Source organism: Campylobacter lanienae NCTC 13004 (assembly GCF_002139935.1).
GTDB lineage: Bacteria > Campylobacterota > Campylobacteria > Campylobacterales > Campylobacteraceae > Campylobacter > Campylobacter lanienae.
The window spans coordinates 464884-479374 of the sequence record NZ_CP015578.1; the positions used below are offsets into that span (position 1 = coordinate 464884).

15 protein-coding genes and 1 other RNA gene are annotated in these 14491 nt (G+C 35.6%); 9 read left to right on the forward strand and 7 right to left on the reverse strand.

The features are described 5' to 3' along the window. Positions 1-29: 29 nt before the first annotated feature. Positions 30-1244, forward strand: a complete 1215-nt coding sequence (locus tag CLAN_RS02375; RefSeq protein ID WP_100590502.1) for a glutamate-5-semialdehyde dehydrogenase — start codon at positions 30-32, stop codon at positions 1242-1244. Here CLAN_RS02375 and CLAN_RS02380 read toward each other — a convergent pair whose 3' ends face one another. Genes CLAN_RS02380 through der form a run of 5 tightly spaced genes read right to left on the reverse strand, consistent with a single transcriptional unit; the run spans position 1245 to position 7802 of the window. After that, on the reverse strand, positions 1245-3656 hold the full coding sequence (locus tag CLAN_RS02380) for a tetratricopeptide repeat protein (RefSeq protein ID WP_232045853.1): 2412 nt from the start codon (positions 3654-3656) through the stop codon (positions 1245-1247). A 14-nt stretch (positions 3657-3670) separates the two neighbouring features. Then, entirely contained in the window at positions 3671-4915 is a 1245-nt protein-coding gene (serS, locus tag CLAN_RS02385; RefSeq protein WP_096020951.1) for a serine--tRNA ligase, read from the reverse strand. A 9-nt stretch (positions 4916-4924) separates the two neighbouring features. Further along, complete coding sequence (gene trpS, locus CLAN_RS02390; RefSeq protein WP_100590503.1) at positions 4925-5893, reverse strand: tryptophan--tRNA ligase; 969 nt, start codon at positions 5891-5893, stop codon at positions 4925-4927. Positions 5894-5896: 3 nt separating this feature from the next. Further along, entirely contained in the window at positions 5897-6433 is a 537-nt protein-coding gene (locus tag CLAN_RS02395; protein ID WP_096019815.1) for a shikimate kinase, read from the reverse strand. Next, positions 6417-7802 (reverse strand): ribosome biogenesis GTPase Der, encoded by a 1386-nt coding sequence (gene der, locus CLAN_RS02400; protein ID WP_096015634.1) that lies wholly within the window; start codon positions 7800-7802, stop codon positions 6417-6419. Before der ends, CLAN_RS02395 begins: the two co-directional genes overlap by 17 nt. Positions 7803-8158: 356 nt before the next feature. Between der and CLAN_RS02405 the strand changes: the two genes are divergently transcribed. Continuing rightward, complete coding sequence (locus CLAN_RS02405; protein WP_096029701.1) at positions 8159-8401, forward strand: hypothetical protein; 243 nt, start codon at positions 8159-8161, stop codon at positions 8399-8401. 59 nt (positions 8402-8460) lie between these two features. After that, the gene (locus tag CLAN_RS08230; RefSeq protein WP_152023675.1) at positions 8461-8688 is read left to right on the forward strand and encodes a hypothetical protein; all 228 of its coding nucleotides are present in this window, start codon (positions 8461-8463) and stop codon (positions 8686-8688) included. Here the strand turns inward: CLAN_RS08230 and ssrA are convergent. Both ssrA and CLAN_RS02415 read right to left on the reverse strand, forming a co-directional pair. Then, positions 8649-9008, reverse strand: a transfer-messenger RNA (tmRNA) gene (ssrA, locus tag CLAN_RS02410). The genes CLAN_RS08230 and ssrA overlap by 40 nt on opposite strands. A gap of 39 nt (positions 9009-9047) precedes the next feature. Then, positions 9048-9467 carry a phosphorelay protein gene (locus CLAN_RS02415; protein WP_232045854.1) on the reverse strand — a complete coding sequence of 140 codons (420 nt, stop codon included), beginning with the start codon at positions 9465-9467 and terminating at the stop codon, positions 9048-9050. Positions 9468-9547: 80 nt separating this feature from the next. Here CLAN_RS02415 and panB point away from each other — a divergent pair, with 80 nt between their 5' ends. From panB to CLAN_RS02445, 6 genes are read left to right on the forward strand one after another with little or no spacing between them, the layout of a single operon-like run. Next, complete coding sequence (gene panB / locus CLAN_RS02420) at positions 9548-10342, forward strand: 3-methyl-2-oxobutanoate hydroxymethyltransferase (RefSeq protein ID WP_100590505.1); 795 nt, start codon at positions 9548-9550, stop codon at positions 10340-10342. Further along, complete coding sequence (locus tag CLAN_RS02425) at positions 10326-10637, forward strand: rhodanese-like domain-containing protein (RefSeq protein WP_086244238.1); 312 nt, start codon at positions 10326-10328, stop codon at positions 10635-10637. The genes panB and CLAN_RS02425 overlap by 17 nt, the downstream gene beginning before the upstream one ends. A gap of 9 nt (positions 10638-10646) precedes the next feature. Next, a complete protein-coding gene (gene ruvB / locus CLAN_RS02430) occupies positions 10647-11675 on the forward strand; it encodes a Holliday junction branch migration DNA helicase RuvB (protein ID WP_096015157.1) in 1029 nt (342 codons plus the stop codon). Beyond that, positions 11668-12705: an AI-2E family transporter gene (locus CLAN_RS02435; protein ID WP_232045855.1), complete on the forward strand. Its 1038-nt coding sequence runs from the start codon at positions 11668-11670 to the stop codon at positions 12703-12705. Before ruvB ends, CLAN_RS02435 begins: the two co-directional genes overlap by 8 nt. Continuing rightward, positions 12702-13769 carry an MlaE family ABC transporter permease gene (locus CLAN_RS02440; protein ID WP_100590507.1) on the forward strand — a complete coding sequence of 356 codons (1068 nt, stop codon included), beginning with the start codon at positions 12702-12704 and terminating at the stop codon, positions 13767-13769. Before CLAN_RS02435 ends, CLAN_RS02440 begins: the two co-directional genes overlap by 4 nt. Beyond that, positions 13766-14491, forward strand: coding sequence for an ABC transporter ATP-binding protein (locus CLAN_RS02445; protein WP_096021123.1), 726 nt, complete (start codon positions 13766-13768; stop codon positions 14489-14491). The genes CLAN_RS02440 and CLAN_RS02445 overlap by 4 nt, the downstream gene beginning before the upstream one ends.

Below are 14491 nucleotides of genomic sequence, written 5' to 3' on the forward strand. Positions count from 1 at the left end.
TAAGGGCTAAAAAATATTTAGGTAAAACTATGGAGACAAAACTTAAAAATCTTAAAAAATCTACAAAAAAATTACAAACATTAACTCAAAGTCAAAGATCAAATTTGATAGAAAATATAGCTAAGGCAATAGAGCAAAATATAGATAAAATTATCAAAGCTAATGCTATAGATCTACAAAATGCCAAAAATCTAAGCCCAGCACTTCAAGATAGATTGAAATTAGATGAAAAACGCATTATAAATTTGGCTAAAAGCTTAAGAGATATAGCGTTATTAGAAGATCCAATAGGTAAGATCAAAGATGGTTGGATAACCCAAAGTGGCTTAAAGATAGAAAAAATCAGCGTTGCGCTTGGAGTGATTGCCATCATATATGAATCTCGCCCAAATGTAACGGCTGAAGTGGTGGCTCTAGCTATTAAAAGTTCTAATGGATGTGCGTTAAAAGGTGGCAAAGAGGCTATAAATTCGAATTTAGCTCTTGTGGAGATTATTAAAGATAGCTTAAAAGAGTATGGCGGTTGTGTGGAGTATTTTGATATTAGTAGAGATGAGATTATTGATTTTATTAGAATGGACAGGTATCTGGATTTAGTGGTGCCTAGGGGCGGGGAAGGGCTTGTGAAATTTGTAAGTTCAAATTCTAGTGTGCCTGTATTAAAACATGATAAGGGCGTTTGCCATATCTATATCCATAAATCAGCAAATATCCAAAAAGCTCTAGATATCTGTGTAAATGCCAAATGCTCACGCCCGGGAGTCTGTAATGCTGCTGAGAGTGTGCTAGTAGATGAGGAGCTCTCTAGTGAGTTCTTGCCACTTTTGAAAAGTGAGCTAGATAAATTTGGCGTTATAATCCATGGTTGTGAAAAATCTAGCCAAATAATTGATTGCCAAAAAGCTAGCGAGGATAGCTACTATAATGAGTATTTGGATTTTGAGCTAAATTTAAAAGTCGTAAGCGGATTTGATGAGGCCATAGCTCATATCGATGAACATAGTAGCGGACATAGTGAAGCGATAGTAAGTGATGATTATAGCGCATGTGAGAGATTTCTAAGCTTGGTTGATAGTGCTTGCGTGTATGCTAATGCCTCAACTAGATTTAGCGATGGTGGGGAGTTTGGCTTTGGTGGTGAGATCGGTATAAGCACTGGCAAAATGCACGCTCGTGGGCCTGTGGGGGTTAGTGAGCTAACAACTTATAAATATATTATTAGAGGTGATGGGCAAATTAGATAATTATTCTAATTTAAATGTGAAAAACTCACTAATATATCCGCTATCACCTAGCCCATTATACTGCGTTATAGCGGCTTCTATATTGCCAACTTCTTGATATAAAAGCCCAAGAGCCAATCTAGCTTCGCTATAAGTTGGGTTGGTGAGTTTAGCAAGTTCTAAATAACCAATAGCACTATCTGGATGATTAGCCCCAATGCTTGCGACACTAGCTAAAAATAGCGTATTTGCGTCATCGATTTTTTCATTATTTATCAGCTCGTTATAGATGGTATAGGCCTCTTCATATTGATTAGTAAATAGATCTATGTATGCTAGAGTGTATAGAATATCTTTAGTATTTTGAGTTGAAATTTTAAGATCTGCGGTGATACTCTCACGCTCTTTATTTAATAATCCTGCGATTTGTAAAAGCTTGATATACTCTGTTCGTATGATAGATGCACCACCATATAAAGCGCCTTTATTTAGATTTGTTGTTAGGAATTTAAATTGTATATCTTTGGCGTAGTTTTTGATATCATTGGTATTAAATCTAGTTGTTGAGTATATTATATTGGTTAATACATCATTTGGTAATTTCTCATTAAGTTTGCTTGTGGCTTGGGTGATTATCTCATCTCTTTTGGTTATGTAGGCTGCGATTATGTTAAATGCGATATTTAAGATATTATCATTTTTGTTTTGATCTAGCCAGTTATTTAGTGCGCTCTCATTGCTTTGAGTGAGCTGAATCATAGCTTTATAGATATTATTTGGTTCTAAATTTGGGTCTAAATCTATATTATCTAATACCTCATTTGTAAGCCGCCTACTCTCTTTGCCTATCATTTGAGCGCTCATTATAGCGTAAGCTCCAGCTATGTAATTTAGCGGATCTAAATGGTAGCTAGTCACAAAATGCTTATAAGCTAGAGCAAAATCACCAAGCTGAGCAAAGGTAAGAGCTAGATTGAATTGGACAATTGAGTGGTTTGGGTATAGCTCTACAATCTCCAAAAAGTCGCTATTAGCCTCTCTTAGATTATTATTTAGTGCTTTAAATATCGCTTGAGATAGCATTGCGTTGGCTTTGGATACTGCTCCACTAGTCTTGAGATACTCATCAGCTACGCTATTTTCATCTACAAATAGGCTTAATCCGCCCTTTCTGATATATTCTATTGTCTGTTTAGGGTCAAATGCCTTATATGGAGTGTAATAAAATAGAATTTGATATAGGGTATTTCGGCTAAAAAATCTATTCATATTGTAGTTTTTTTGGGCTAAATTTATATCGAAAATCTCTGGATTTAATATAGTTTTTATAGGGTATGTATCTTTGATAAAAGTGGAATTATAATCATTTAGCATTCTTAGGGTTTTGGCTGCTGATGAGAATTGACCCGTTTTGAGATCTATAAGAGATATAGATAGATGAGTTAATGGGGCGTTTTTATCATCTATTAGGGCTTTATTTAGATATTGTTTTGCCTCTTTATACTCGCCAAGTCTTGCGTATAAAAGTCCAAGCGGTAGATTAGTATCATAATCTTGCGCAGCTTTAATAGCCTTAATAGCCTCTTTATCTTCGTGTAGGTAGCTTAGAATTTTAGATCTTAGATACTCTTTTTGGCTGGTGTAGTATTTAGAATCTGATAGGTCTAGTGTGTGTAAAGCTTCGATATAATAGCCACGATAGTAGCTAACTAATGCGTTATAAAACTCATATAAATTCACATCACTATCTCTATTTATAAAGGCATTTGCTAAATCTATATAGTATTTAAATAGCTCTTCATCGCCAATCTCTAAAGCACACACAGCGATATTGATAGCGCTTACTGTGATATTTTCGTTATTGCTAATGGCATCTTTAAATGTCTCAATCGCCTCTTTAAATAGCCCTTGATTCATCTTAGATACACCTAGATTATATTTTGATAAAGATTCATTATAAAGGGCGATATTTTCGTATAATTTTAGAGCTTCTACTTTGTTGCCACTTTCGTATAATTTGTTGGCTTTGATTAGCATGCTATCTATTTTTGAATTTTGAAATTTTTGCGTTATTGTCGGTGGGACAATAGGTTTTGGCTCTTCTTGTGTGATAGGCTGGGTAGGCGTTGGATCATCAGAAGAGCTAGAAATGGCTATGATGATAAGGATAATTAACAAAACAAAAGATGAAATAGCGATTATTATAAGCTTTTTATCAAATTTAAATTTAGACCCATAATTTATCTCTTCAGGCTCTTCTAACTTCTCTTTTTGAGCGGAATTTGAATTGCCATCAGAATTTACAGATGCAGAATTATCACTTTGAGAATCTATAGGGATAATATCATCATCAATAGGTGAAATATCATCATTAGAATCGCTCTCTTTATCTAGTATTACTACCTCTTGTTGCTCTTTTAACTCATCAGCCACTTTAAATTCCTATTTTAAAAATATTTTTTCAAAACTTCTGGAATGGTTATTGTGCCATCGCTATTTTGATAATTCTCCATTATAGCAATTAGCGTCCTACCAACTGCTAGGCTAGAGCCATTTAGCGTATGTGCTAAGATATTTTTCTTATCATCTTTGTATCTGATTTTGGCTCGTCTAGCTTGAAAATCACGAGTATTTGAAATAGAACTAATCTCTCTATATTTGCCCTGACCTGGTAGCCAAACTTCTAAATCAATTGTCTTAGCCGCACTAAATCCCAAATCCCCGCTACACAACATCATATGACGGTGTGGCAAACCAAGAGCACTTAGCATATCGCTAGCACAACTTACCATCTCATCTAGCATAGCTTCGCTACTATCAGCTTTGGTGATTGCTACTAGTTCTACTTTTTCAAATTGATGCTGTCTTATCATCCCCCTAGTATCACGACCCGCACTTCCGGCCTCTTGCCTAAAGCAAGATGAGTAGCAAGTCATCTTAATAGGCAGTTTTTCAGCAGGGATAATCTCATCATTATAGATATTAGTTACTGGTACCTCACTAGTAGGGATAAGATATAGATCCTCTCCATCTACCTTATATAAATCATCGGCGAATTTAGGTAGTTGGCCTGTGCCATAAAGGGTATTAGAATTTACCAAAAATGGCACATTAACTAGCTCAAATCCACGACTCATATTAAAATCAATCATGAAATTCACAAGCGCCCTTGATAGCCTAGCCCCATCACCTCTAAGAATTGTAAATCTACTCCCTGATATCTTAGCCCCAGTAGCAAAATCTAGCCAACCAAGCGCTTCGCCCAATTCATGATGCTCTTTTGGCTTAAAGTCAAATTCCCTAGGACTTAAGACGCTTAATATACAGACATTATCATCTTCATCCTTACCTAATGGGACATCATCATCAATGATATTTGGCACACTTTTGGCTATTTTTTCTAAATTTAATTCTAGCTCACTTACTATGCCTAAGAGTGATTGAAGCTCTTTTTTATTAGCATCTAGCTCCGATTTTAACTCGCTTATATCCTCTTTATTTTTAGCTTTTATGCCAAGTTCCTTGCTTTTTGCGTTTTGTATGGCTTGGATATTTTCTAGCTCAAGCCTTTTGGATTTAAGGTTATTGTAAGCTTCTAAAAGCTTAGCTAGCACCCCATCATCTACTTTTTTGGCTTTTAATTTAGCATTTAATTCATCATAATTTGTCTCGATTAATCTTAAATTTATCATATTTTTTCCTTAGTAAATTCCCACAGCATCTCTAACTTTGGCTATGATTTCATCTGAAGTTTTTTGAGCTTTTTTAGCTCCTTCTTTTAATATCTCTATAACCTCATTTTGGTTATTTATATAGTAATCAAATTTATCCCTAGCAGGTGCGAAATAGTTCCATACTAACTCATTTAAATAGGCCTTAAAATGCCCATATCCTTCGCCACCTTTGGCATATCTATCTTGTAAATTCCCTAGCTCATTTTTATTTAAAAATAGCTTAGCAATAGCATAGATATTACAATTTTGCCAATCTTTTGGCTCTTCAAGCGGAGTGCTATCAGTAACTATAGAGCCACACTGCTTTTTCAGTGTTTTAGCATCGCTAAATATATCAATTGTATTTTTGTAGCTTTTACTCATTTTAGCCCCATCAGTCCCTGGGATCGTGGCCACATTTTGAGCTACTTCGGCTTTAGGTAGAGAGAATATCTCTTTATAAGTGTGATTGAATTTAAGTGCTAAATCCCTTGCTATCTCTACATGTTGAATTTGATCTTTGCCTACTGGGACTATATCAGCATTAAATAGCAAGATATCGGCCGCCATCAATATCGGATAGCTAAATAATCCGTGATTTGCCTCTAAGCCTTTGGCCACCTTGTCTTTATAGGCGTGAGCTCTCTCCACTAGCCCCATCGGCGTAAGCTGTGATAAAACCCAATAAAGCTCTAAAACATCCTTAACATCGCTTTGAACCCAAAATGTAGAGCGATTAGGATCTATCCCAAGAGACAAAAAGGCCGCCGCTGCTTCTATGGTGTTAGATTTAAGTGATTTGGCATTGCTTAAAGAGGTCATCGCATGATAATTAGCTACAAATATAAACATCTCATTATCACTACTATTTTGCCTATCTATCATCGGTTTGATACTAGCAAAGTAGTTGCCTAGATGAAGTTTGCCAGAGGGCTGAAGTCCTGTTAGAATTCTCAAATTTTATCCTTTTAGATACTTTTTATTTAGCAATTTTATAATTTTTGTAGCTACTTGTTCAGGAGTTTTACCCTCCACATTTACGATTAAATCAGCCTTTTTGGTATATGCTTCATCTCTTTCTTTATGTAAAGCCTTAGCCTTAGCTAGATCGCTTAAAAGTGGTCTTTTGGCTATTTTTTTCTCTGCGTTTGGTGCATTTAAGATACGCTCCATTATCTTATCAAAACTTGATTTTAGGTAGATTACCGTGCCTATTTTGTTTAAATTTTTAACCTTATAAAACCCACCACCAGTAGATATCACAGCACCATTTACAGATTTTTCTAAAAATTTGGCTAAATTTTTCTCTATCTTTCTAAACTCAGCCTCACCATCTTCTTCAAAAATTTTAATAATCTTTTTATTGGCAAAACTCTCTATCAAGTCATCACAATCAATGGCAAAAACTCTCATTTTACGAGCTAAAACTCTAGCTACGCTACCCTTGCCAACGCCCATAAATCCAATTAAAATTATATTTTTATATGTCTGTCTCATTTTTTCCCTTATTTTTTGGTATTAAAATCACTGGAGTCCCGCTAAGATTAAATTTATCCCTAAGCTTATTTAACAAATATCGCTTATAACTAAAGTGTAAAGATCTAGGCTTATTCATCACTAAGGCTATTTTAGGTGGGGCAAATCCAAATTGAGCCGCATAGAAAATCTTTACAACCTTACCATGATCTCTTGGTATAGGATGGATCTTTACAGCCTCCTCTATAAGTGCGTTTAGCTCTGAAGTTTTGATCCTTTGAGTGTAGTTTTGATATACCTCTTTTATGAGCGGATATAGCTTATGAATTCGCTTTTTGCCAAGGGCAGATACGCTTATAATAGGCGCATAAGCTAAAAATTTAAATCTATCTCTAATCTCAAACGCCACTTTATCAAACTCACCATGCTCCTTATCCCATTTATTTAACACAATGATAACACCAAGCTCAAATTTACCCACTAGTCCAGCGATTCTCTCATCAAGTTCAGTAAATGGCTCACTTGCATCAAGCACAAGCAAGGCGATATCAGCTACTTCAAGAATTTTTTGAGTGCGATTTAGGGCATATTTTTCTATCCCTTCTATCTTGCCACGCTTTCTAATCCCAGCCGTATCAACAAACTCAAAAACCCTACCATCATAAACAAAACTCTCATTAACAGGATCAATAGTCGTCCCAGCGATACTGCTTACTACGGAGCGATTGTCATTGACAAGTGCGTTTAATAGGCTTGATTTACCTACATTTACACGCCCTACGATACCGACTTTGATATTTTTATTCTCATAATCTATAGCTTTATTATCTAAATCCAACTCGCCACTATCATTAAAATCATCTAAAAACTCATCAAATTCATCGCTATCAGCTTTTAAATTTGATTTTGGCAACTGCTTATAGATCCACTCACAAAGCTCATCAACTCCAGTAGCGTGGCTTACAGAGAGATTAAAGACTACGCTAGCACCAAATTCATTAAATTCCCAGCTACGCTCTTCATCTTTTTTGCTATCAACTTTATTTACCACAAGCGCAATTGGCTTATTTAATTTTAATAAAGAGTAAAATAGCCTTTTATCCACATCATCAGGAAGCATCTTGCCATCTACCATAAAGATTATGATATCGGCGTATTTTGCGGCGTTTAGCGTGTTGTTTTTGACATTGATAAATAGCTCATTACTCTCATCTATCCCACCGCTATCTATTAAAATACAGCTCTTATCATCTATTTGAATTTCAGTCTTATTTGTATCTCTTGTAGTGCCGCTAACTTCGCTAGTTATAGCAATTCTTTGCCTAGCTAAGCGGTTAAAAAGCGAGCTTTTACCGACATTTGGTCGGCCTACTAGTATCACTTCTTTCATAAATTTCCTTAGGGATTATTGGGGCTCATTATATCTAAAAGCGTATTAAGTATTAATAAAATTAAATTCCCAAAAGATCAAATTGTATATTTTAAGTCAAATGATATAAACCTGTGTGAAAATTTGAAGTATTAAAAAATGGAGCTATTGTATTACTATCATTTGTATTATTTATTTATCACTCTACTTAGCTGCCAAAAGCACTCTCTTCTCACCCTTAAAAAAGAAAATAAATTTCTTTAATATTTTAAATTTTCTCAAATAGTATAAGATAGATAGTAAACAAAGCCATACTAAACGCTAATGGCGACTTTAAACTAGCGATTAAAAATATAGATAATATCCCAGATGGTAACTTGCCAACACCAACAAGAAATCTATTAAATGAGTTTAAAGAAGCAGTTAAAGAGATAGAAAAACAAGTAGTTAAAGCAGACAATCAAGCTGAAAATCAAGTAAATTTAGCAAATCAACTAAATGGCGGTAATATAGATAGCCTAACCAAACAAATATCTTATCTACAAAACGCTTTAAAAGGCGATGGATTTGTGACTTATCCACAAACAGCAACGCAAAAATACCCTTATAATGCTTTTTAGATATTGAAAAAGATTTAGCAACAGAGCTAAATTTGCCACAAGCACAAATAAGAGCTAGTTTGCAGTATTTATGGGATAATCACGCAAAAGACGGAATGTTTAAAAATAAAAGAGATGTTTATAATACTATCAAAATGCTTATAGGCTATCAAGATTATGCTGGAAATAGCTTTAAAAACCCGAATATGGCTTATATTGCTATTAAAACAAGCGATAATAAAATGTCAGATATGGCGATAAATAGAGATGGTGGAGGTGTGCGGGATCGAACCGCAGTCCAAAAATAACAAACCCACAGCCTCTACATGCTTAGCAGAAGTGAAAATTTCACCCAGCCGTGTTCACTTCCCAAAACAACTAGCCAAGCTAAGACTAAATTTCACCTTGCTACTCGTCAAATAGCAAAGCTACACTATCTAAAATTACTCGCTGATTTAGCTAGATAGCATCGCCAAATAGCAAGGCTCAACTGAACTTACGCAGCTTTAGCGTAAGCAGGAGCGAATTTAACGTTGTTTGCGTTTAATTTTATTTAGGCTTTTTAAGCTATGCCAAAAGCTGCATGCCACCGTGACCTCACTACTCCTGTCGAAGCCAAGTCACCCCCATAAAAAGGCGAGAATAATACTCAAATTTAGCTTAAAATTTAATTAAATATCTCATTAGGGATAGCGATGATTTTGGGATTTAATATCCTTAGATAGATCTCGTCATTTTCGATATCATCTAAATAACCTTGGAGTTGATCAGCTACCAAAAGTAGCCAATCTATAAGCTCATTTGAAGCCTTAACGCCAGTGGTGCGATTGGATTTTAATCTATCTGTGATATCTTCAGCAATTGCGCTTAATTTGGCAATGGGGCTAAGCTCTAGATATTGACTTGCGGTTTTGATATTGTGAAAAATTCTATTTAATTCAAGGCTATTAGATTGAAATTTATCATCACGATTTAAATTTACAATGAGTTTATCAAGGCTTGCGTTCATCATATTAAAGTGGGTGAGATAATCCTCAATAGTATCTAAATCGTAATTTGCCTCTAGCTCTTTTAACAAACCCATCATTTACTCTTTGATTTTTTGCCAAATTGTAACAAAATTTAGGTTAAATTTAGTAAAATATTTCAAAAAATTAAAGGAAAAGCGTGAAAAAAATAAAAATCACTGATTTAATCGCTAAGAAAAATAGAGAAAAAATCGTTATGATAACAGCCTATGATGCTTTGTTTGCTCGTCTTTTTGATGATTATGCTGATATGATTTTAGTAGGCGATAGCTTAAATATGAGTTTTGGCGGTGCTAATGAGACCTTGGGGATAAGTGTTGATGAGATGATATATCACGCAAGAGCCGTTCAAAGGGGTGCTAAAAGAGCGTTTTTGGTTGTGGATATGCCTTTTGGCTCTACTATCACGCCAGAAATTAGTTTGAAAAATGCTGTGAAAATTTACAAAAATACCCTTTGCGATGCCGTAAAAATAGAAGGCTCAAAAGAGATAGCGCCTACAATAAAATTACTAGATCAAAATGGAATCGCTGTGATCGCTCACATAGGTTTAAAGCCTCAACTCTCACGCCAAGAAGGGGGATATAGAGTTGCTGGCAAGGATGATAAAGAGGCAAAATCCATCCTTGAAGATGCTTTGGCCTTAGAGTCTGCTGGGGCGAAAATGGTCTTAATAGAAGGCGTCCCAAGTGATCTAGCCAAAGAGATAACAAAAGCTCTTAAAGTGCCTACTATCGGGATTGGGGCTGGTGCTAGCTGTGATGGGCAGGTGCTTGTGTGGAGTGATGCGTTTGGGTTTTATAATGAGTTTAGGCCTAAATTTGTCAAAAGATATATGGATGGGGCGAATTTGATTCGTGAAGCGATGAAAAATTACGCTGATGAAGTAAGAAATATTAAATTCCCAAGTAGTCAATATGAATATACCAAATAGCAAAATAGTAGATATCAGGCTGCCTAGCGAGTGGCTGGAATTTGGGATTTTAGAAGGGTCGCATTTGATAACTTATGCGAATTTAAGTGGCAAGGTAAATCCGCTATTTGTAAGCTCTGTGGAGAATATTTTTAAAAAAGATGATGAATTCTATCTAATGTGTGCTACGGCAACTCGCTCTAAAGAGGCTTTAAAGCTCTTGCAAAAGCATGGATTTAAGGCAGTTAAAGAGATTAGGGGCGGGGCGTATTATTATGAAAAAATGGGTGCTAAATTTGATAAATTTGATTTGTAGGACTAGGATTTGGATAGAATTGTAGAGATTGAGAGAGTTAGCTTTGATGCTGAATATGAAGTGAGCTTAAGGCCTTCAAATTTTGATGAGTATATCGGTCAAGATAAGATTAAAGCGAATTTAGAGGTTTTTATCGCAGCGGCTAAAAAGCGTGGTGAGTGTCTAGATCACGCCTTGTTTTATGGGCCACCAGGACTTGGCAAGACAACTTTGGCTCATATAATTGCTTCTAAGATGAACGCAAATATTAAGATAACATCAGCGCCAATGATAGAAAAAAGTGGAGATTTAGCAGCGATTTTGACAAATTTAGAAGAGGGTGATGTGCTATTTATAGATGAAATTCACCGCCTAAGTCCAGCTATTGAAGAGGTGCTTTACTCGGCTATGGAGGATTTTCGCTTGGATATTATCATAGGTAGTGGGCCAGCGGCTCAAACTATTAAGATAGATATACCTAAATTTACGCTAATAGGCGCTACAACTAGAGCGGGGATGATCTCAGCTCCACTTCGTGATCGCTTTGGGATGCAATTTAGATTACAATTTTATAACGCTGATGAGTTGGCTCAAATCATCTCTTTAGCGGCTAATAAACTAGGTAAATTGGCTAGTAAAGAGGCTAGTTTAGAGATAGCAAGGCGTAGTCGTGGGACGCCTAGAATCGCTCTTAGGTTGCTTAGGCGAATTCGTGATTTTGCTGAAGTTGCTGATGAGAGCAAAATTAGCCACGAAAGAGCTAAAATAGCGCTTGATAGCTTAGGGGTAAATGAGCTTGGATTTGATGAGATGGATCTGAAATATCTAAATATTTTAGCTTATTCTACTCGTGCGCTTGGGCTTTCTACTATAGCGGCAGCACTAAGCGAAGATGAGGGAACCATAGAGGATGTTATAGAGCCGTATCTACTAAGTAATGGATATATCCAAAGGACAGCTAAAGGTAGAATTCTAAGCGATCAAACTTATAAAATTTTTGGTAAAAATCCGCCTAAGCATATGATAAATGAAGCTGATAAGGGGCTTTTTGATGAGTGAAAAGCTCCGCACTAGCAAGGTGTTTTATTCTGGATTTTTGCTTGTTTTATTGGCGGCTTTATTGTATCTTTTTAAAGATTATTTGATGACTATGTCAATTGGGATTTTGCTAGCTATCTCAACTCTAAGTATCCAAAAATTTAGCTTAAAAATATCCAAAAATAGCCAAATTCTAGCTACTACCATTACTATAATTGCTCTTTTTGGGCTATTTTGTTTGCCGCTTTTTTATCTAATTTTTTCAGTGTTTAAGTATCTTTCAAATTTAGATATGAACGCTATAAATGAGAGTATAAATCATATTAGAAGTTATAGTATAGCTCTGCTTGATAAATTTGGATTTTTGAAGCCTAAGATTAGCGAGTTTTTGGCTACTTTTGATATAAATACTATGGTAAGCAACTCTTTAAAATACCTAAGCTCATCTCTTAGTGGTGGGGTAAATTTCGCTGTGGATATGAGCTTTATTATGATTTTTATATTTTTTACGCATTATTATGGGGCTTATCTTAGTAGTTATGTCGCAGCTGTGGCGCCTATTGCGACTAAGGAGATCAAAGAGATATTTAATGAAGTATCTAATACGATGAGTGTGGTATTTTATTCTACTATTGTAAATATGGTGTTACAAGGGGTTTTGTTTGCTTTGATTGTTGGGTTGTATGGGTATGATTGGGCTTTGTTTGGGGTGCTTTTTGCTTTTGCTTCATTGATACCGGTTGTTGGTGGGGCTTTGGTTTTTGTGCCGCTGTGTATATATGAATTGAGCGTTTCTGGGTGGATTAATGCGATTATAATTGCGGTTTATACTATAGTTGTGATATCTACTTTGGCTGATAACTTCATCAAGCCTTTGATAATTAAATTTATAAGCCGCAAATTAATCGGTGATGAGACTAGGATAAATGAGCTTTTAATCTTTTTTTCTATGATGGCTGGGCTATCTAGCTTTGGATTTTGGGGGATTGTGTTGGGTCCTGCGATTTTAACGCTTTTTATAGCTTCTTTTAGGGTTTATGCGAAAAGATGAGTAAATTTGAGTTTAATGGCGATACGCTGAGTTTGTATGGGAGATGGGATTATCGGGCGAAAAAGGACGATTTAAAGAGATTAAAAAGCTTAAAACCATCTAAGATTGATCTAGCTAATTTAGAGCATATTGATTATGCTATGGCGATATTTTTGAGTAAGAATTTGGGTGAATTTAATCTAGTTAATTCTAATGATAAATTCGATAAAATCTTTGCTTTAGTGCGTGATAAGGGGATTTTGAATTTAACAATTGATAAGATAAGAGATATAAATTCGCTTGAAAAAATCGGCAAGATTATCATCGATATACGGCGTAATATTGTGAATTTTTGTATATTTTTGGGAGAGTTTTTGTTTGTCTTTTTAGATGGGTTTAAAGAGCCATCTAAGATTAGATTGCAAGAACTTTCTAATCATATTAAGAGTGCTGGGTTAGGCGCTGTGGGGATAGTGGGGCTTACTAGCTTTTTGATTGGTGTGGTTTTGGCTTATCAAGGTGCTAGTATGCTTAGCCAATTTGGTGCTAGTATTTATGTAGTCGATATCATGGGGATAATGACCTTGCGTGAGGTTGGACCTTTGATAGCTGCGATTGTGATAGCTGGTAGATCCGCATCTAGCTTTACGGCGCAAATTGGGGTTATGAAGATAACCGAAGAGATTGAAGCTATGAAAACTATGGGTTTTGATCCATTTAAATTTGCCGTTATGCCAAGGGTTGCGTCGCTTATAATCGCTGTGCCGCTAGTGGTGTTTTTGGCTAATATGATTAGTATTTTTGCTCAGATGATTGTGTGTAAGATATATTTGGATTTTAGCTTTTATGAGTATTTACAAAGATTTAAAGAGAGCGTGGAGCTAAGACATTTTTTTGTTGGAATGATTAAGACGCCGTTTTTTGGTGCTGTGATCGGGCTTATTGGCTGTATGAGGGGATTTGAAGTTAGTGGGAGTACTAGTAGCGTAGGTGAGCTAACTACTAAAAGCGTGGTAAATGCGATATTTTGGATTATTGCTTTGGATGCGTTATTTTCAGTGATTTATACAGAGCTTGGCGTATGATAGTTGGTAAAGATATAGTAACTAAATATAATGATAGAATTATCCATGAAAATGTGAATTTCCATATAAAACAAGGCGAAATTTACGGACTTTTGGGTGGGTCTGGAAGTGGTAAAACCACGCTTTTAAAGAGTATGATATTTCTTAAAGAACCAAGTAGCGGTAGCGTGGAGATTGATGGAGTGGATATCTGGAGGGCTACGCCTAAAAAGCAACAAGAGATTAAGCTAGAACTTGGGGTTATGTTTCAGTTTGGGGCGCTATTTAGTAATATGAGTGTTTTAGATAATATCGGAATTATGCTTAGAGAGTATAGTAAATTTGAACCAAATGATATCGATGAGATAGCTAAAATGTGGTTAATCAAGGTTGGATTAAAGCCAAATTCCATGAGTCTATACCCAAGTGAATTAAGTGGCGGGATGAAAAAGAGAGTGGCCTTAGCTAGGGCTTTGGTACTTAGTCCGAAGGTGCTATTTTTAGATGAGCCAAACTCTGGGCTTGATCCTATTAGCGCTAGAGCAATGGATAGATTGATTTGTGAAATTCGTGATAGCTTAGGTATTACTGTGGTGATGGTGACTCACGATGTGGATAGTATATTTAATATTTTGGATAGATTTTTGATAGTAGATAATAAAAAAATCGCTTTTGAAGGAGATCTTAAACAAGCTTTGGAATTTAAAGATAATCCTTTAAAAGATCTATTTTTGATGAGGTAA

Bases quoted from the DNA above. Each gene is read 5' to 3' on its own strand.
- CLAN_RS02375 (WP_100590502.1), top strand. From the start codon at position 30: ATGGAGACAAAACTTAAAAATCTTAAAAAATCTACAAAAAAATTACAA.
- serS (WP_096020951.1), bottom strand. From the start codon at position 4,915: ATGATAAATTTAAGATTAATCGAGACAAATTATGATGAATTAAATGCT.
- CLAN_RS02395 (WP_096019815.1), bottom strand. From the start codon at position 6,433: ATGAGACAGACATATAAAAATATAATTTTAATTGGATTTATGGGCGTT.
- der (WP_096015634.1), bottom strand. From the start codon at position 7,802: ATGAAAGAAGTGATACTAGTAGGCCGACCAAATGTCGGTAAAAGCTCG.
- CLAN_RS02415 (WP_232045854.1), bottom strand. From the start codon at position 9,467: ATGATGGGTTTGTTAAAAGAGCTAGAGGCAAATTACGATTTAGATACT.
- CLAN_RS02425 (WP_086244238.1), top strand. From the start codon at position 10,326: ATGAATATACCAAATAGCAAAATAGTAGATATCAGGCTGCCTAGCGAG.
- CLAN_RS02435 (WP_232045855.1), top strand. From the start codon at position 11,668: ATGAGTGAAAAGCTCCGCACTAGCAAGGTGTTTTATTCTGGATTTTTG.
- CLAN_RS02440 (WP_100590507.1), top strand. From the start codon at position 12,702: ATGAGTAAATTTGAGTTTAATGGCGATACGCTGAGTTTGTATGGGAGA.
- CLAN_RS02445 (WP_096021123.1), top strand. From the start codon at position 13,766: ATGATAGTTGGTAAAGATATAGTAACTAAATATAATGATAGAATTATC.